The sequence below is a fragment of the Bacillus sp. KNSH39 genome (genome assembly GCF_052656585.1).
In genome coordinates, this window is the sequence record NZ_JBQXYO010000001.1 from 3,509,543 (window position 1) to 3,528,050 (window position 18,508).

An 18,508-nucleotide genomic window follows, 5' to 3' on the forward strand; every position below is an offset into this window, starting at 1 on the left:
GGAGTGAAACGCATTGCGAATTGGAGAATTATCAAAAGAAACTGGCGTTAGTGAAAGATCACTAAGACATTACGAAGAAAAGGGCTTACTCCCTACTAAGCGCCTTGCAAATGGTTACCGTGATTTTGATGAAAGTGCCATCGAAAAAGTGGAGCTTATTCAAATGTACTTACAAATTGGCTTAAATTTAGAAGAGACGGCAAGGATGCTGCGCTGCCTTGAAATTGAACCGCACCTGTACGACAATCCGTGTAGCAGTATCCTTACGCTTTACGAAGATAAACTCAATGAAGTAACAAAGCAAATCACATTACTTTCCAACATCCAAGCGAATTTGCAAAAACACGTTTCACTCCTAAAACAAGCAAAAGAAAAGGAATGATTACATGTTTGTTATACATGGCAGTTCAAGACAAAACGGAAATACGGAAGCTTTAACACATATGATGATTGATGGAATTGAAACAGAACAAATTTATTTACGTGATCACACAGTCTATCCTATTACAGATAAGCGTCATGATGCAGAAGGATTCCAACCTGTAAATGATGACTACGAGCAGTTAACGAAACGCATGCTAGAGCACGACACGATTATCTTTGCTACACCATTATATTGGTACGGAATGAGTGGACATATGAAAAACTTTGTTGATCGCTGGTCACAAAGCTTACGCGATACATCTCTTCATTTCAAAGAAAAAATGAAAGGCAAAAAAATGTATGTTGTCATCGTTGGCGGGGATAATCCAAAGCTAAAAGCATTACCGCTTATTGCTCAATTCCAATATATCTTTGATTTTGTTGGTTCTTCATTTGAAGGTTATGTTATTGGAGATGCGAATGGACTGGATGAAATTAAAAACGATGCTGAGGCGCTAGCAAAAGCACAATTGTATAATAATAAATTCAAAAATAGCGAACAGAAATAAGTTTGACAAACCCTTTTGTATGCGCATACAATAAAAGTAATATTATGAAAGGAAGGTACTTTGACCAATGAAGTTCTAATTCTCTTATTTATTTCATCCATCACAAATAGTGAACAAAAATGATGAAAACTAGCAGGGGATTAGTCTGTCCATTTGTCGATACTTTCTTTCGAAACGATCATGTAAAAAATCGTTTATTTATGTACGATTTTTTACATACAAGGGCGACGTTTATCCTCTCTAGTGAAACTAGGGAGGTTTTTTTATGACTATTTTATTCGCACGTAATATTGAAAAGAGCTTTGGTGATCGCACACTATTTACATTACCATCACTGGAAATTCAAGCACAGGATCGCATAGGAATTGTCGGAGTCAACGGAGCTGGTAAATCTACGTTATTGCAAATATTAAGTAAAGAAATAGAAGCTGACAGAGGCATAGTAACTCATCATAGTTCTATCGCCATCATTCCTCAGCTCAGCGAAGAACTACCGGAAACCACTTCTTCTCTCGCAAAAGGAAAATGGAGTATTTCAAACGTTACCGACGCAATGAGTGGCGGTGAACGAATGCGACTAAAGATTGCGCATGCTCTCGAACAAAATGCAGGCATTTTATTCGCTGATGAACCAACAAGCCACTTAGATATGGTCGGTACAGAGCAATTAGAAAAGGCACTTTCATCTTATAAAGGGGCACTTGTTTTAATATCGCATGACCGTGAATTTCTAGATAATATATGTACCAAAATTATTGAAATTGAAAACGGTATTATTCAAGAGTACAAAGGTAATTATTCAAACTATCGAAAACAAAAAGAACGTGAACGAATACAAAAACAAGCAGAATATGAGCAATATATACAAGAAAAAAATCGTTTAGAACAGTCCATTCTACAAAGAAAGCAACGTGCTTCTAACATGAAAAAAATCCCAACACGGTTCAGTTCATCTGAATCTAGACTTTATAGGTTAAGTGGGGCTCATGGCCAAGAACAGGTTAGTAAAGCAGCGAAAGCATTAGAGACACGTCTCGAAAAACTAGAAAAGAAGGAAAAGCCAAAGGATCTTTCTCAAGCTCAATTTGACGTGCAATACCATACACCCATTCATAGTAAGGTGGCAGTACAATTCAATAAAGCAACAAAGAAAATAGGCGACCGTATACTATTTAAAAATATGAATGGAACTATTGCTCCTGGTGCAAAGCTTGCCGTTTTAGGGGCAAATGGAAGCGGCAAAACCACTTTGTTCAACATGCTTCTCACAAACGAGCGTGGCATGCAGCTATCGAAAAGTTGTAAAATTGGATACTTCGAACAAACATTATCTATTTTAAAAACAGATAAAACCATTTTAGAAAATGTTCTAGAAGAAACAAACTATACAGAAGCATTCGTTCGCACAATACTTGCACGACTTCTATTCCGCCGTGAGGATGTTCATAAACCTGTGCACGTTCTAAGCGGGGGTGAACGAATGAAGGTTGCACTCGCAAAAGTATTTTTAGGAAACTATAATATGCTTCTGCTAGATGAACCGACAAACTATTTAGACTTAGCAACGCAAGAAGAATTAGAAACCATGTTACAAGAATATCCTGGCACAATACTTTTCATTAGCCATGACCGTGCCTTTATTCGCTCTGTTGCAGACCATATTCTACAAGTAGATGAGAATGAACCTAGAGTATTCCACGGTAATTACGAGCAATACACAAAAAGAACCACCGGAGATTCTGTAAACGTTACTGAGCAAGAGTTGTTACGATTACAAACAAAATTAACAGAAGTCATCGGCCGAATTTCCATACCAAATCATCACAATGATATCTCATCTCTCGAACAAGAATACGAAACATTATTAGTTAAAATCCGGAAATGTAAAGAAGCACTCTAATGTCTTCCCTATATATCGACGGGACCTTCCGCATTTCCCAAGAAATATTGAATCTTCGACATAGCATACAAAAAGCCGTGCATCAGCACGGCTTCTCACTTTAGATACGGACAGCAGTCCCGCTCACAGCAACCATTAGCATCCCTTCGCGAACTACTTCGTAATCTACGTCGATACCAACGATGGCATTCGCATTTTTTTGTCTTGCAAGAGTTTTCATCTCTTCCATTGCGATGTCACGTGCTTCTTTCAATTTGCTTTCGTAAGCGCCTGAGCGACCACCGACAACATCACGGACAGAAGCGAAAAGATCACGAACGATATTTGCACCCATAATCGCTTCTCCATTCACGATATCGACATAATCAATAATCTCTTTCCCTTGAATTGTAGAAGTTGTTGTTACAATCATACTGTACAGCCTCCCATATGAGATTTTTACCTACTTATGGTGCACTAATTCAGTACAAATTATATTTACGAACTAAACTGAGCTTCGTATAACCTACTGTATCCTCCGCCTTGCTCAATTAATTCATTATGTGAACCTTGTTCTGCAATACCATCTTTATTTACAACGACGATGCGATCTGCATTTTTAATCGTTGCTAGTCTGTGAGCGATAACTAATGTTGTACGACCAACAGATAGCTCCGCAAGCGATTTTTGAATCGCAAGTTCCGTCTCTGTATCTAACGCAGAAGTTGCTTCATCCAATATTAAAATTGGCGGGTTTTTCAAGAACATACGAGCAATCGCTAGACGCTGCTTTTGCCCACCTGAAAGTTTCACGCCGCGCTCACCGATAACAGTATCTAAACCGTCCGGCTGTGAGTAAATTAAATCTTCTAACTGCGCACGTTTTACTGCCTGCCAAATTTCAGCTTCTGATGCTTTTAAATTTCCGTAAGCGATATTTTCACGAATTGTTCCTGAGAATAAGAACACATCTTGCTGCACAATTCCAATTTGCTTACGAAGTGAAGATAATGTCATATCTTTCGTATCAATTCCATCAATTTGAATCGATCCAGATGATTGCTCGTAAAAACGTGGTAATAGGCTACATAACGTCGTTTTCCCAGCTCCTGATGGTCCAACGAACGCAACTGTTTCACCTGCATGTATTTTCAAACTAATGTCATTTAAAATCGGTTCTTTGTTTTCATATCCAAACGTAATGTTGTTATATTGAATATCACCGTGTACATGCTTCACTTCCATTGCATCTTTAGAGTCTACAATGTCAGGCTCTGTTTCAAGAAGCTCTACATATCTTTTAAAACCGGCGATTCCTTTCGGATAGCTTTCGATTACCGCGTTAATTTTTTCAATTGGGCGGAAGAAAATATTCGTTAATAGAACGAATCCGATAAATCCACCGTACGTTAATTCTCCTTGCAGAACAAACCATGTACCACATATTAAGACGAAGAGCGTTACGAGACGCATGAGCATATAACTAATCGACGAATTTAACGCCATAATTTTATACGCCATTAATTTCGTTGTACGGAAACGAGCGTTGTTCACAGCAAATTGCTCTTTCTCAAACTTTTCATTTCCGAATGCTTGTACAACGCGAATACCACCAACGTTGTTCTCAATACATGCATTGAAATCAGCAACATCTGAGAATAAACGTCTAAATGTACCTGTCATTTTTTTATTGAAGTACAGCGCTAACCATAATAGGAATGGAATGACGAAGAACGTTAATAACGCTAACTTCCAGTTGATCATCATCATAAATGAGAATGCCCCAACTAAAGTCATTACGGCGATAAATAAATCTTCTGGTCCATGGTGAGCAATTTCCCCAATTTCCATTAAATCGTTTGTAAGGCGTGAAATTAAATGACCTGTTTTATTATTATCAAAAAATCTGAATGATAGCTTTTGAATATGATCAAATAATTTCTGCCTCATATCTGTTTCAATGTTAACACCAAGCATATGTCCCCAATATGTAACGACATATTGTAAGCCTGCATTTAACATATAAACTGCGAGTAAACCGAAACAAGCCCATAAAATAAGCGTCCAGTTTTGCCCTGGCAATAACTTATCAATAAATTGATTTACGATAAGCGGGAAGCCGAGTTCTAATAATCCTGCGACAACCGCACAAGAAAAGTCGAGTATAAATAAACCTTTATACGGTTTATAGTACGAGAAAAATTTACGCAGCATATCTTACCTCCATTTTCCAAAATTAAAAAGACTCCCTAAATGATAACCATTATCAAATAATTATTCAAGTTATCCGTCTATGAAACTGAAAATAAGCTTTGCGATAGTTGTCGTTTTTTGCTGGAAAGTCGATATATTTCGAGTTGCGCTGATATAAACTTCATTTACTAACTACTCTCCCATCCCCAAAAACAAAAAAGGTACCACCACAAGGTGATACCATTCCTTCTATTACATCGCTTCCGAATCCCACTCATGCTCCTGTTCAACGAATACAATACCTAATTCGTGATGTCCACCAGCATATAATGCAGTTTGTGCAAGACGAAGCTCACCATTTGTATCTAATACTTCTAATTTACAAAATGCTCCTGTCGTCTTCGTTTGAAGCGCATCATAAAATTCCTCGGCGCTTTTTGGAATGACTCCATTTACTTTCGTAATAATTTCTCCAGGCAGTAATTTCAGCTCTGCTCCAATTGTATTTGGAATTGTATCTAGTACAACGAGCCCATCATTGCGTGCAGCAAAATACGCTGGTCTTGTTTCATCGGCAATTTTTTCTTGCATCGAAATTGTGAAACGCCCAAGCATAGCGACTCCCATCGCGATAATTGCAAGTACGTGCCACCAGTAACTTGCGATTCCTAAAACGAGCACAAGTCCTGCTAACCCATAAACACGTCTTCCTGTAAATAATAAAGCTTCCGTCGGCTCATAACTTTTAATATTTCTCATAAATCCAATTAAAAATGGAACGAGGAATAGAGAATATGTATTTGAACCTATTGAAACGACAGGCCACCATGAAATAAACTGCGTTACCGCATCACCCGGTACAAGAATAAAAATAGGAACGATCCATAAACGCTTTGATTCGTGTAAACCAATCTTTAATCCACGCTTCCCCTGCCTAATCCTCGGCGTCGAATATCCTACTGCGTTTTTAGAAATCAATAAGCCTTCTACAATAAGCATAACGCCTAGTAAAATAACAAGGGATACAATGGTACTCTCTTCACCTTCTCGAAGCTGTAAAAAGGAAACTGGTAGCTTAGAAGATAATAGAACACATACAATCGCAATGCTAAATGTATAAGCCGCCGATAAATATCGATACATAGCCGTTAATCCAAATAGTAACGTCCAAATTAAAATGGCCCATAAGCTTGCTTTAGAAACAACAAGTCCAAGCCCAATCGTAATAATAGATACTACTAATCCGTATCCAATCCCTGCAAATAGAGAGGTTCGCAGTTCAAACCAAATATCATAAACTTTAAAAGAAAAATCTTTTCGTTCTCTTAACATACGTAAGTATCCAACGAAGATACTACTTATTACAAATATATAGACAGCAGGGTGTAAGAAAAAACGTCCAACTGCCCGCATTATTTCAAAAATCCATGCCTCCATGAACCCATTCACCACCATTTATATCATTCTTTCTTTTTATATTATCATAACTAAACAAACGTTTGTTTAACACAAAAAAATACAGGCAGCAAACTGCCTGTATTTCTTCTTATTTTGCCATTAATTTTAATGCTGACTGTAATTGTAGATCATTTTCTCCAGAACGGATTTTTTCGATAATTTTAGTTTGAATCGCTTCAGCTGTCTTTTTATCAAGCTGTCCTGTCGCTTCCATTTCATTTGCATTTTGGAATGCTTTCAGAGCCGATTCTGTCTCTTTACTAAAGTATCCATCTTCACGACCTGGTACATAACCTAAGCTCTTAAGCATTTCCTGAGCATGTTTTACTTGTACATCATTTGAATTGTATGAAAGTGTTTTTTCAATTTGAATTGGTGTCGCATGATAATAATTTGGTTGCTTCACTTCTACTGTTGGCGCGATTCCTTTTTTATGAATCCAGTTCCCATCCGGTGTTAACCATTTAAACATCGTTAATTTAATGTTGCTGCCGTCTTTAAATGGAACAGCTTGCTGGACAGTACCTTTACCAAATGTCTTTTCACCAATTAAATCGTATCCTTCTCCTTCTTTTAACGCACCTGCTAAAATCTCTGAAGCAGAAGCACTTCCATTATCAATTAATACTGAAATTGGATATGGTTTTCTCTCTTTCAGTTCCGTAGAGAATTTCTTCTTCTCACCATTTCGCTGCTCTACTTGTAGCATCGGCTTTTTATTCGTCATAATTTCCCCTAGTATATCTTCTACACTATTTAAGTAGCCACCAGGATTACCACGCACGTCAATAACTAAGCCTTTTATATTTTTCTTCTCTAACTCTTTTAACTGATCCTTAAATTCTTTCGCTGTATTTTCAGCAAAAGAAGTGATTTGCATATAACCGATATCTTTTCCGCTCTCTTGCTTCACAGAACTAAACACTGTAAAGATCGGAATCTTTTCACGCTTAATTTTAAATACAATCGGATCAGTTACTCCCGCACGTTTAATTTCAATTGCGACAGTCGTTCCCTTTTTACCACGAATTTTTAATACTGCTTCTTCACGTGATAAGTCTTTCACACTGTTTCCATCTACAGATAAAATTTGGTCATTCGGTTTAATTCCTATCTTTTCTGCTGGTGAACCTTTAATTGGCGATACGATAATAAGCTTACCGTCCGTCTTGTTCACCTCAGCCCCAATCCCCTCTAATTCGGGATCAAGCGATTCACTAAACTGTTTGGCTGTTTCTTTATCCATATACGTGGAATAAGGGTCCTTCAGCGTAGACAACATACCTTGTATTGCACCTTCAACTAACTTTTCATCTTTCACGTCTTCCACATAACGTGAATCAATTAGTGCATACGCCTCATTAATTTTTGCCAAATTCCCTTGCGCAGTGCTAGCATTCCCACTCGAAATTGTTTGCGTTACTTCTGATGGGTTAACCCCAAATACAGACATGCCTGCAAACATTCCGCCAGCACCAATTAAAAATGCAACAACCATTCCAATAATTGCAACTCTACGTTTCAATGCGGAATTCCCCTTTCCAAAACACACAGGTGGTGTAGCAAAAGGCATCACACAGTGTGTGATGCCTTTACCTATTTCTACTATATGATAAGCTTGTACGAATTATGTTTGCAACTTTTTATACTTTTAAGAAGCGACGAATTGACATTACACTTCCCCACATACCGATTAAAGCACCGATTAACACTAGTAAACCAGCTAATTGGAATACGAATGGACTGTATGGTAGAAGCTCGAAAATTGTTCCGCCAAGTTTTTCATTAAACACACCTTGCAACGAATTATACGTAATTAGAATTAGGCCAATTGGAATAATTGATCCTAATACTCCTAAGAATAATCCCTCTAGCAAGAATGGCCAACGAATAAACCAGTTTGTTGCACCAACAAGTTTCATAATTTCAATTTCTGTACTACGAGCATAAATTGTAATTTTAATTGTATTAGAGATTAAGAACATCGCTGTGAATAAAAGACCAGCAATTAACGCAATCCCAATGTTACGACCAGTTTTTACAGTATCAAATAATCGTTCAACTTGCCCTTTTCCGTACTGAACATTACTAACAAACTGCATTTTTTCAACCTTCTTCGCGATTGTCGCTGTATCGGTTGGTTCTTTCGCTTTTACAACGAATACGTTTTTAAGTGGGTTATCTTGTTCAAATAACTCAAACGTTTTTCCACTATCACCTAAGCTTTTAATTAAACGTTTTAACTCTTCTTCTTTAGAAGAATATTTAATAGAATCTACTTTTGCAATCTTACTCATATCTTCTTCTAATTTCTTTTGATCCGCTTCTTTTGCAGCTGGATCAATGTGTACACGAATCTCTACATCTTGCTCTACTTTCGTCGCAAAATGGTTCATATTCATAATCGCTGTTAAAAAGACACCTACAAGTAATAATGTAACTGTTACTGCACTAACAGAAGCAAATGTCATCCATCCGTTACGTGATAGATTCTTTACACCTTCTCGCAAATGTCGACTAAGGGTCTTAGCCTTCATATCCGTATCCTCCCTCAATCTCATCTCGAACAATTTTTCCGCCTTCAATCGCGATTACACGATGACGGATTGTATTTACGATATCTGCATTATGCGTCGCCATAACAATCGTTGTGCCGCGCTCATTAATGCGAGTAAAAATATTCATAATATCAAGAGCTGTTTCAATATCTAAGTTACCTGTTGGCTCATCGGCAATTACAACCTTTGGTCTATTTACAATTGCTCTTGCAATAGCCACACGTTGTTGCTCCCCGCCCGAAAGCTCACTTGGAAGTGCATCTGCACGATCTTCAAGGCCTACAAGACCTAGAACTTCTGTTACACGCTCACGAATTGCATCCGGTTCTTCTTCAATTACTTCTAAAGCAAACGAAACATTCTCATATACCGTTAATTTAGGTAGCAATTTGAAATCTTGGAAAATCACGCCTAATTGACGACGGAAATACGGAACATCTCTTTCTGCCAATGTTTCGATAGTAAGTCCATTTACATTAATAGATCCTGTAGATGGTTTCTCTTCACGATACATCATTTTAATAAATGTAGATTTTCCGGCTCCACTCGGTCCAACTACGTATACGAATTCACCTTGTTTAATGTTAACTGTAAGACCAGCAATGGCTTTCATACCATTCGGGTACTCCTTATAAACATTCGTCATTTTTATCATTATTTATCACCCAATACTTAATGATTTTTTTCGAAATACTTTTCTGTACATCTGAAAACAAAAGACATCCTTCATTTTCATTTAGTCATCCTTGTTGAAGATAGTTTACTTATGCTTTCTCATAAGCAATACCACTCTATGTAATATATTTCAGCAAAATTCTACAAACCCCATTGTAACATCAAACGGTTTCCAATTTGGATACATTTTTGTTACAGTTATGTTACATACCAGAAAAAAGGAAAACGAGTTGACTATATTATCAACTCGTCCATTTCACCTTTTTTATTTATGTTCAGCTAACCATTCAGACACTTTTTTCGCATCTTCACCTTGAATAAGTCCTGGTGACATTGAACCGCGGCCTTTTTTAATAATCTCTTCGATATCTGCAGCGTCGTACTTACCGCCTACTTTTCTTAAATCAGGTCCAGTTGCCCCTGATAAATCTGTTGCGTGACATCCCGCACAACTTCTTTGGAAAATTTGTTCTGCGCTGTCTGTGCTTGCAGACTGTTTCGAAGACTTACTCTCTTCTTTATTTCCGCATGCTCCTAAAGCAAAAACAACCGATGTCCCTAACGCAATAGCCAACAATTTCTTTTTCACTTCTATCGCTCCCCATTGTTGATATTCTTTTTATTCATAACACACTCATTTTCATTATAAGCATTATCTTTATATAGAAAAACTAAGGTGTATTTCATATTCCTCAAAAATACAGTGAGAACCTTGATAAAATAATGCTTTCATAAGTTGTTTCAATTCTGTGAACAACTAAAAAAACTCCTATAAAGCATCCTTTTTAAAAGGAAAATTAGAAAGTTCTATATAAATCTTTACCATATTACCGATCTATTTTACTATTCTCTACTTTTTACAAAACAATATACAGCATTGTAATCTACATATAATCCCATCAAAAAGAGAAGTTGTCGTTTCCAACTTCTCTTCCTCTTTACTTCATCTATAAAAATAAAATCAAATTCTTTATATCCTCTATTGTCCTCAGCATGCGCCAACAATTTCGTTGGCTTTTTTTCGCTTATTAGATGCGAGAACGTAAGTAAGCATCAATAAATGGATCAATCTCTCCATCCATAACAGCTTGTACGTTACCAACCTCCGTATTTGTACGATGGTCTTTTACAAGAGAATACGGGTGGAATACGTAAGAACGGATTTGGCTACCCCATCCGATTTCTTTTTGCTCTCCGCGAATTTCATCTAATTCTGCTTGTTGCTCTTCTAGTTTCTTTTGATATAATTTCGCTTTTAACATTTTCATCGCATGCTCACGGTTTTTAATTTGAGAACGCTCCGACTGACATGTTACAACCGTATTTGTCGGTGTATGTGTAATACGAACTGCTGAATCTGTCGTATTTACGTGCTGTCCACCAGCTCCACTTGCTCGGTACGTATCAATTTTCAAATCTTCTGTACGTACTTCGATTTCAACTTCATCATTGAACTCTGGTACAACTTCACAAGATACGAATGATGTATGACGACGCCCTGAAGAATCGAATGGTGAAATACGTACAAGACGATGTACACCTTTCTCTGCTTTTAAGTAACCGTAAGCGTTATGACCTTTAATTAATAAAGTTACACTCTTAATACCAGCTTCATCACCTGGTAAATAGTCAACCGTTTCTACTTTGAATCCGCGTTTTTCAGCCCAGCGTGTGTACATACGTAATAGCATAGAACCCCAGTCTTGTGACTCAGTTCCACCTGCACCTGGATGTAATTCTAAAATCGCATTATTTTTATCATAAGGATCACTTAATAGTAACTGAAGCTCATACTCATTCATTTCTTGAATTAAGCCTTTTACTTCTGATTCTAATTCCTCATGTAAATCTTCATCATACTCTTCTTTTAAAAGCTCATGCGTGATTTCTAAATTTTCGAACGTCTCATCTAACTGACGGAACTTTCCAACCATATCTTTTAACGCATTCGCTTCATTAATTACAGCTTGTGCTCCTTGTTGGTCATCCCAAAATCCTGCGCCCATCATTTTCTCTTCTAATTCTGCAATTTGTTTCTCCTTAGTAGGGAGGTCAAAGAGACCCCCTAAAAGCCGCTAATCGCTTAGCCATTTTCTCTAATTCCTGTCTAATTTCTACTAATTCCATTTCCTTCACCTCTATGTAATTGCTGTTACTTTCGTATGAAAACAAGGGAAACTCTCTCCACTTATTACGGAGAGAGTTTAATCCTTCTTAATTATACATTTTTGATATAAAAGTTTGCAAAACAGCCAAAGCTACAGTCCTATATTACTGAACGATACCACAGCAGTTTTTATATTTTTTACCACTACCACATTTACATAAATCGTTGCGGCCCACTTGGTCACCTTTTACAACTGGCTTTTTCTTTGCTTCTTCGCCATCGCTAGAAGGATGAACAGCTTCACCTTGAACAACTTCTTGACGTTCTAAGTTTTGTTCAATTTCAGCTTTCATAATGTAACGAGAAATTTCCTCTTCAATAGAAGCAACCATTGACTCGAACATCGCGAACCCTTCCATTTGGTACTCACGAAGTGGATCGATTTGACCGTAAGCACGTAAATGAATACCTTCACGAAGGTGATCCATCGCATCAATATGCTCTGTCCATTTCGTATCTACAACGCGGAATACAACAACCTTCTCAAACTCACGCATTTGCTCTTCTGGCATAAGCTTTTCTTTTTCATTGTATCGCTCAATTAATTTCGCAATAATTGGCTCGCTCATTTCCTCAGGAGCAAGGCGACGTAATTCTTCTTCTTTTACATCTCCGTCTTGAAGAAGGTTTGTATTTAAGTAGTCAACAAGACCTTTAATGTTCCAATCTTCTTCAATTTCCTCTTGTGTATGAAGAGCAACAGCACGTTCTACTGTAGATTTCATCATACCTTCAATGATGCCGCGTAAGTTGTCAGACTCCATTACCTCTTGACGCTGTTTGTAAATAACTTCACGTTGCTGACGAAGTACATCATCATATTGCAGTAACTGCTTACGTGCATCATAGTTATTTCCTTCAACACGTTTTTGTGCAGATTCTACCGCACGAGAAACCATTTTACTTTCAATCGGCTGAGAATCATCCATACCAAGGCGGTCCATCATTGCTTTCATATTATCTGAACCAAATCGGCGCATTAATTCATCTTCCATCGATAAGTAGAACTGCGTAACACCAGGGTCCCCTTGACGACCAGCACGACCACGTAACTGATTATCAATACGACGACTTTCGTGACGCTCTGTACCGATAACTGCTAAACCAACGTTTTTCACATCGTCTCCAAGCTTAATATCTGTACCACGACCTGCCATGTTCGTCGCGATTGTTACAGCACCTTTAATACCAGCCTCTGCAATGATATCTGCTTCACGAGCATGGTTTTTCGCATTTAAGATGTTATGACGTACACCTTTACGCGTTAACATTTTTGAAATAAGCTCTGAAGTTTCAATTGCAACTGTACCTACAAGAACAGGTTGTCCTTTTTTATGACGATTTACAATATCCTCAACAACAGCATTGAACTTACCTTCCATTGATTTAAAGATTAAATCGGCACGATCATCACGAATAATCGGTTTGTTTGTCGGAATTACAATAACGTTCATATTGTAAATGTTACGGAATTCCTCTTCCTCTGTTTTCGCTGTACCAGTCATACCAGATAATTTTTCATACATACGGAAGTAGTTCTGGAATGTAATTGTTGCAAGCGTCATGCTTTCATTTTGAATTTCTACACCTTCTTTTGCTTCAATCGCTTGGTGTAATCCTTCGCTATAACGACGACCTTTCATAAGACGACCAGTGAATTGGTCTACAATTACGATTTCGCCTTCTTGTACAACATAATCTGTATCACGATGCATAACAACGTGTGCACGAAGCCCCTGATTAATATGGTGAAGAAGTGCTACATGTTTTAAATCGAATAAGTTTTCAATATGGAAAGCTTTCTCTGCTTTCGTAATACCATCTTCTGTTAGCATTACATTTTTCGTTTTCACATCAAATGAATAATCTTTTTCATTTTCTAACGTACGAACAAATGCATTTGCAAACATGTATAGCTCTGTTGATTTTTGAGCTTGTCCTGAAATAATAAGCGGCGTACGTGCTTCATCGACTAAAATAGAATCGACTTCATCGATAATAGCAAAGTGAAGTGGACGTTGAACGCATTGCTCTTTATATAAAACCATGTTATCACGTAAGTAATCGAATCCAAGCTCATTATTTGTGCTATACGTAATATCAGCAGCATAAGCCTCTTGTTTCTCTTCGCGTGACATACTATTTAAGTTAATTCCTACCGTTAAGCCAAGGAACTCATGAAGTTGTCCCATTTCGCTCGCATCACGTTGTGCTAAATATTCATTGACTGTAACAACGTGAACACCTTTTCCTGTTAAAGCATTTAAATATACAGGTAATGTAGATGTTAACGTTTTACCTTCACCCGTTTTCATCTCAGAAATATTCCCTTCATGTAAGGCAATACCACCCATTAACTGTACGCCATATGGACGCATTCCAAGAACACGAGTTGCCGCTTCGCGAACAACTGCAAAAGCTTCAGGTAGTAAATCATCTACTGTTTCACCTTTTGTTAGACGTTCTTTAAATTCAAGCGTCTTTCCTTTTAATTGTTCATCAGTTAGTGGCTTAATAGATGACTCTAATGCATCAATTTGCTCAACTGTCTTTTGCATACGTTTAATTTGGCGTTGATTTACATCAAACACCTTTTTTAAAATACCGATCATAGGAAATACGCTCCTCTTTTTATTAAAATAAAACTTCCGATTGTTTTTCTTTTTCTCTATTACAATCAGTCGTTATAAAAATCAAATGTATGTTATGCCAATTTTTCTCCTAATTAAAAAAACTAAAATGTATATACCTAATGATAATTGTAACACTTGTCTTATAACTATGACAACAATCGGCAAGATGTCGGGCCTCATATTCAGAAAAAGTTTTTATTTCATTTGTTACGTTCCTTTTCTCTGTCTCGCTATTTCAATTTCACGTTACAAATTTCGTATTAAATCTAAGTCATATTCTTTCAAGTTTCCTTTTAAAGAATATGACTACCAAAAATTCCTTAATAAAATCTAAATCAACAATTACAAAAAGCCGGAAACTTCGCAGGTGTAGCATCCATAGATACTTACACCTACAAAAAAAACCCGACTTTAAAAGATATTGTTATGTTGCAAGATCTACAAACAACATTAAAATATAGCTGTATCAATCATAAATTTTATTAATTTATCGGTATTTCTAATTCATGATATTTCCCTTCCTTATCTTTTATACACGAAATGAATTTCACTTTAGTTGATTCATTTGAAAAGTTTTTATAATTTTTATAAGGGTCATCTCCTATAAAATAATTTGTCCCTATATACCCTCGTACTGTTTTACCAGCAGGTATTACAGGATCAAACTGATATTTTTTAGGTAATTCCATTGAATAAGGGATTAAATTATAAAACTCACCTATTTTAGAATAAAACATTGTATCGGAAATAGACTTATTACTAAGCAAGTTAATATCTCGATTTGTTGTATTTGTAATATCTAAAGGTAAAACATACGTCACTACTTCACGGTCTTCATAGGGGTCATAAACTTTTGTAGGATCAAGAGGATTAAGTGCATGAAACGTAACTCCTTGCCCATCTTCAAAAGTTCTATTAGATAAAAACTCATCTTTTACCACTTTATAAGATTCATTATTAAGATTTAATGTTTTAAATCTTAATAAACTAGCAAATATACATAGCAACAGACACAATCCAATACTTATTAAGATATGTTTTCTCGTCACTCTTAATCTACCAACTTTCCATTATTAACATGTACAATACGATCTACCATTTCATTATCTAGAACATGCAAATCATGACTGGCTACAACAATAGTCGTTCCCTTGGCTTTTTCTACTTTCAAAATATCTAAAACATCTTTTATCCCATCACTATCTAAAGCATTAGTTGGCTCGTCTAATAACAGTAATTTTGGTTGTTCCATTAAAGCTTGCGCTATCCCTAAACGTTGTTTCATACCTAAAGAGTATCTTTTATACTTTCTCTTATCTGTTTTATCAAGCCCAACCCTTTGAATAATATTATAAATCTCCTCATCGGAGATTTTATTGTTAATCGATGATAAAAATTTCAAGTTCTGAAAACCAGTATACCCTGGAATAAAACTTGGATATTCAATCAATATTCCCATAGAATCAGGAAATTGCTTTTGTTTTCCAATTATTTCATTATCTATATAAACAACTCCAGAATTCAAACGCATTAACCCTGAGATAGCGCGTAAAATCATCGTTTTACCAGAGCCATTATGCCCCTTCAAAACTAAAAATTCGCCTTTTTTTACTGACAAATTAATATTATCTAACACAACATTTCCTTTTAATCTTTTCGTCATACATTCACATTTAATATAATTGTCCATAAATTATTCACCTATCACATCTAGTTTTTTAAAACAAAAACTACCTAATAAAATCATTACAACAACAATTACTACCCCTATTAGGAGTAAATCATTCCATTGAATAGATTGATTATTACCTAAAGTCAATTGAATTGAACTGTGATCAACAAAATACCAACGATTTGGCATAACAAAAGAGCCTAAAAAATAAATACTATGAAAGAAAATAGACAAAAATAGGTACAACAACATTAGTACAAAAACAATAGTTATCGGTATATAAAAAGTTAAAAACTCAAAAATCAAAGCTAATAAAAAACTTATAATTATTTGAATTAGCATAGTACCTAATATTTTATAAGAAAATTGACTATATAAAGAACTCTCGCCAAAAGTAAGCAAATAGTACACCGTAAACCAAATAAAATACATAACAACCCAAATACAAACTATGTAAAAAAACAAAGATAGCATTTTCGTTAACCACAGAAAATGCTTCTTCTTAACACGAGGAAATAAATAAACACCATTCTGTTGAATATCTGAAAAAGCAAAATTGCCTACAAGCAACAAAGGAGTGATTTGAAAGAATATCCAATAAAAAGGGATAGAAAATCGCCCCTCCTTATAAAAATAAGATAAATCCACAAAGTCTACTCCATGAAAAAATCGATAAAAGGTAACATCTACTAATACAGATTCTTTACCATTACTAAGAGGCTGATTGTATAAAAAAGCAATTGCAATAATAGCATAAATTAAGAATAAAAAAGCCATTATCTTGATGGAATCTCGAAACCTTACATGTAAATCTCTTTTTAACAAATAATATAAGATCATAATGTAAACTAGATCACCTCTGTCTCATCATTCATAGAAATATAACTTTTTTTAGATAAAATCCATACACTTATAAAAAAGATAAAAAGACAGACAAATAAGCGTATACATATACCAGTAGCATCTTCAAAGACATTTATATAAAAAGCATTTGTAAATAAAAATCCATGTAATATAAATCTATCTAATAAAACAGCAGTAATCATACATATTATTACAAGTAAACTAGGTAAAAATAATTGCAATAAAGCACTTATCATACATATAAAAACACTCGCAAATAATTGAATGCAAAATAATAATGGATAATTTACATCAACACTAGTTACAGCCATCATATTTGACATCAAAAACAACTGTAAAATCATACTCCCAGCAAAAAAGTAAACAAAAACAAATAGCTTCAAATAATATATGGAAACTAATTTCAATGCATTATTCACTCTGTAAACAACATAAATACTAAAAAAATTCGACATAGAATATACAGAAAAAACGATAGTTAAAGGAATAAATATAGTCGATAAATTATAAAACGACATAACCTTATACAAAACTTCCAATTCGTTCATTTTCTCTTTTATAATTCCGGTTTCAAAATAATTGAACAAACAACCAATGATACTGACATTAAGTAAAAAGAGAATACTTAACCAAACATATTTCATCCTTATAGTTTCTTTCATAACATTATAAAAGAACATGCTTCCTACTCCCCCGTAAATAAAGAACTACAGAACAAAACCAAATACATAACAGTACACTAAGAAAAATTTGTAATTCAAAAAAGCCAAAATCTTTAATTAAATAATCTTTAGGATTGAGAATCCCTTTTCCAATACCAAGCCAAAAAATATGTAAAATAAATGGAACTAAATAAACAAAATAAACTCGTTTTATAAAAAACGAAACTGATAAAGCTAAACTCGAAAAAACTGCACCGTATAAACTATTTAAAAATACATACATTAGAAAATATAAAGTAGGATACTCATAATAAACCGTATTAAATTGAGCTGTTGGTGAAACAGTAGCCGCCATATAATTTAATATCGGATGCGGAGCAACTGTCGGATAAGTCATCGCATATAAATAAAAATGAAATAGTAAAGGGACACTTATAATAAAAAAAGATACTATAAAATTAATACAATAAAGTAATCTAAAATAATGACGCGTTCCCATCTTAGAAATGACAGGATAAATAAATCCATAATTTTTATCAATTCTATAAATCCCAGCTACAGCCATTGCAGAAATCATAGGAAATATAAGTAGATAAAATTCACTATAAAATGGTAATCTATTAAAATGTAAAATGTTAGATAAATATGGAGATACCTTTATAATCCCAGCATCATTAAATCCTTTAGTTGTCACAAACATAGCAATATATTGAGCAATAACAATTACTAACATAATAAATACAGACAACCAAAACATCCTACCTTTTAAAATCCTTCCTAAAAAGTAACTCATCTATAGCTCCTCCATAAACCAT

17 protein-coding genes and 1 pseudogene are annotated in these 18,508 nt (G+C 35.3%); 4 read left to right on the forward strand and 14 right to left on the reverse strand.

From position 1 onward, the window contains the following. The first annotated feature begins 13 nt into the window (after positions 1-13). The 3 genes from ACUL40_RS18045 to abc-f all read left to right on the forward strand — a co-directional run bounded on the left by ACUL40_RS18045 (position 14) and on the right by abc-f (position 2,832). Positions 14-382, forward strand: coding sequence for a MerR family transcriptional regulator (locus ACUL40_RS18045; protein ID WP_001219225.1), 369 nt, complete (start codon positions 14-16; stop codon positions 380-382). Positions 383-386: 4 nt separating this feature from the next. Continuing rightward, a complete protein-coding gene (locus ACUL40_RS18050; RefSeq protein ID WP_065212329.1) occupies positions 387-932 on the forward strand; it encodes a flavodoxin family protein in 546 nt (181 codons plus the stop codon). Between the two features lie 265 nt (positions 933-1,197). Beyond that, positions 1,198-2,832 (forward strand): ribosomal protection-like ABC-F family protein, encoded by a 1,635-nt coding sequence (abc-f, locus tag ACUL40_RS18055; protein ID WP_445422793.1) that lies wholly within the window; start codon positions 1,198-1,200, stop codon positions 2,830-2,832. A 100-nt stretch (positions 2,833-2,932) separates the two neighbouring features. On the opposite strand, the gene ACUL40_RS18060 is transcribed toward abc-f, so the two are convergent. The 9 genes from ACUL40_RS18060 to secA form a co-directional block, all read right to left on the reverse strand. Next, positions 2,933-3,244, reverse strand: a complete 312-nt coding sequence (locus ACUL40_RS18060; protein ID WP_000637521.1) for a YbjQ family protein — start codon at positions 3,242-3,244, stop codon at positions 2,933-2,935. Between the two features lie 65 nt (positions 3,245-3,309). Continuing rightward, on the reverse strand, positions 3,310-5,025 hold the full coding sequence (locus tag ACUL40_RS18065) for an ABC transporter ATP-binding protein (protein ID WP_000944620.1): 1,716 nt from the start codon (positions 5,023-5,025) through the stop codon (positions 3,310-3,312). 231 nt (positions 5,026-5,256) lie between these two features. Beyond that, the gene (locus ACUL40_RS18070; RefSeq protein WP_000388606.1) at positions 5,257-6,441 is read right to left on the reverse strand and encodes a PDZ domain-containing protein; all 1,185 of its coding nucleotides are present in this window, start codon (positions 6,439-6,441) and stop codon (positions 5,257-5,259) included. A 109-nt stretch (positions 6,442-6,550) separates the two neighbouring features. After that, positions 6,551-7,987 (reverse strand): S41 family peptidase, encoded by a 1,437-nt coding sequence (locus ACUL40_RS18075; protein WP_000830313.1) that lies wholly within the window; start codon positions 7,985-7,987, stop codon positions 6,551-6,553. A gap of 118 nt (positions 7,988-8,105) precedes the next feature. After that, the gene (gene ftsX, locus ACUL40_RS18080) at positions 8,106-8,999 is read right to left on the reverse strand and encodes a permease-like cell division protein FtsX (RefSeq protein WP_000645027.1); all 894 of its coding nucleotides are present in this window, start codon (positions 8,997-8,999) and stop codon (positions 8,106-8,108) included. Continuing rightward, positions 8,989-9,675: a cell division ATP-binding protein FtsE gene (gene ftsE, locus ACUL40_RS18085; protein WP_000594321.1), complete on the reverse strand. Its 687-nt coding sequence runs from the start codon at positions 9,673-9,675 to the stop codon at positions 8,989-8,991. The genes ftsX and ftsE overlap by 11 nt, the downstream gene beginning before the upstream one ends. A gap of 285 nt (positions 9,676-9,960) precedes the next feature. Further along, a complete protein-coding gene (cccB, locus tag ACUL40_RS18090) occupies positions 9,961-10,284 on the reverse strand; it encodes a cytochrome c551 (protein ID WP_000727971.1) in 324 nt (107 codons plus the stop codon). 439 nt (positions 10,285-10,723) lie between these two features. After that, positions 10,724-11,822 (reverse strand): peptide chain release factor 2 gene (gene prfB, locus ACUL40_RS18095; protein ID WP_096001716.1). Its coding sequence is split into 2 segments (ribosomal slippage): positions 10,724-11,749 and positions 11,751-11,822, totalling 1,098 coding nucleotides; the frame shifts between segments, so codons are not numbered across the junction. Between the two features lie 144 nt (positions 11,823-11,966). Further along, positions 11,967-14,474, reverse strand: a complete 2,508-nt coding sequence (secA, locus tag ACUL40_RS18100) for a preprotein translocase subunit SecA (protein ID WP_000579385.1) — start codon at positions 14,472-14,474, stop codon at positions 11,967-11,969. A 357-nt stretch (positions 14,475-14,831) separates the two neighbouring features. On the opposite strand from secA, the pseudogene ACUL40_RS18105 reads away from it, so the two are divergent. After that, positions 14,832-14,981: pseudogene (locus ACUL40_RS18105) on the forward strand (tyrosine-type recombinase/integrase); the annotation flags it as partial. On the opposite strand, the gene ACUL40_RS18110 reads toward ACUL40_RS18105, so the two are convergent. From ACUL40_RS18110 to ACUL40_RS18130, 5 genes are all read right to left on the reverse strand, one after another. Further along, positions 14,978-15,505 carry a hypothetical protein gene (locus tag ACUL40_RS18110; RefSeq protein WP_033671094.1) on the reverse strand — a complete coding sequence of 176 codons (528 nt, stop codon included), beginning with the start codon at positions 15,503-15,505 and terminating at the stop codon, positions 14,978-14,980. The pseudogene ACUL40_RS18105 and the gene ACUL40_RS18110 sit on opposite strands and share 4 nt — an antisense overlap. A 41-nt stretch (positions 15,506-15,546) precedes the next feature. Then, on the reverse strand, positions 15,547-16,185 hold the full coding sequence (locus ACUL40_RS18115; protein ID WP_000371033.1) for an ATP-binding cassette domain-containing protein: 639 nt from the start codon (positions 16,183-16,185) through the stop codon (positions 15,547-15,549). Positions 16,186-16,188: 3 nt separating this feature from the next. Further along, a complete protein-coding gene (locus tag ACUL40_RS18120) occupies positions 16,189-16,944 on the reverse strand; it encodes a hypothetical protein (protein ID WP_002094202.1) in 756 nt (251 codons plus the stop codon). Positions 16,945-17,015: 71 nt separating this feature from the next. After that, entirely contained in the window at positions 17,016-17,711 is a 696-nt protein-coding gene (locus ACUL40_RS18125) for a hypothetical protein (RefSeq protein WP_000466505.1), read from the reverse strand. After that, entirely contained in the window at positions 17,698-18,486 is a 789-nt protein-coding gene (locus ACUL40_RS18130; protein ID WP_000120052.1) for a hypothetical protein, read from the reverse strand. The genes ACUL40_RS18125 and ACUL40_RS18130 overlap by 14 nt, the downstream gene beginning before the upstream one ends. Between the last annotated feature and the right edge of the window lie 22 nt (positions 18,487-18,508).

Excerpts from the sequence above, each read along its gene's own strand:
- ACUL40_RS18050 (WP_065212329.1), top strand. The coding sequence starts at position 387 with ATGTTTGTTATACATGGCAGTTCAAGACAAAACGGAAATACGGAAGCT.
- abc-f (WP_445422793.1), top strand. The coding sequence starts at position 1,198 with ATGACTATTTTATTCGCACGTAATATTGAAAAGAGCTTTGGTGATCGC.
- ACUL40_RS18060 (WP_000637521.1), bottom strand. The coding sequence starts at position 3,244 with ATGATTGTAACAACAACTTCTACAATTCAAGGGAAAGAGATTATTGAT.
- ACUL40_RS18065 (WP_000944620.1), bottom strand. The coding sequence starts at position 5,025 with ATGCTGCGTAAATTTTTCTCGTACTATAAACCGTATAAAGGTTTATTT.
- ACUL40_RS18070 (WP_000388606.1), bottom strand. The coding sequence starts at position 6,441 with ATGGAGGCATGGATTTTTGAAATAATGCGGGCAGTTGGACGTTTTTTC.
- ftsX (WP_000645027.1), bottom strand. The coding sequence starts at position 8,999 with ATGAAGGCTAAGACCCTTAGTCGACATTTGCGAGAAGGTGTAAAGAAT.
- ftsE (WP_000594321.1), bottom strand. The coding sequence starts at position 9,675 with ATGATAAAAATGACGAATGTTTATAAGGAGTACCCGAATGGTATGAAA.
- secA (WP_000579385.1), bottom strand. The coding sequence starts at position 14,474 with ATGATCGGTATTTTAAAAAAGGTGTTTGATGTAAATCAACGCCAAATT.
- ACUL40_RS18115 (WP_000371033.1), bottom strand. The coding sequence starts at position 16,185 with ATGGACAATTATATTAAATGTGAATGTATGACGAAAAGATTAAAAGGA.
- ACUL40_RS18120 (WP_002094202.1), bottom strand. The coding sequence starts at position 16,944 with ATGGCTTTTTTATTCTTAATTTATGCTATTATTGCAATTGCTTTTTTA.
- ACUL40_RS18125 (WP_000466505.1), bottom strand. The coding sequence starts at position 17,711 with ATGTTCTTTTATAATGTTATGAAAGAAACTATAAGGATGAAATATGTT.
- ACUL40_RS18130 (WP_000120052.1), bottom strand. The coding sequence starts at position 18,486 with ATGAGTTACTTTTTAGGAAGGATTTTAAAAGGTAGGATGTTTTGGTTG.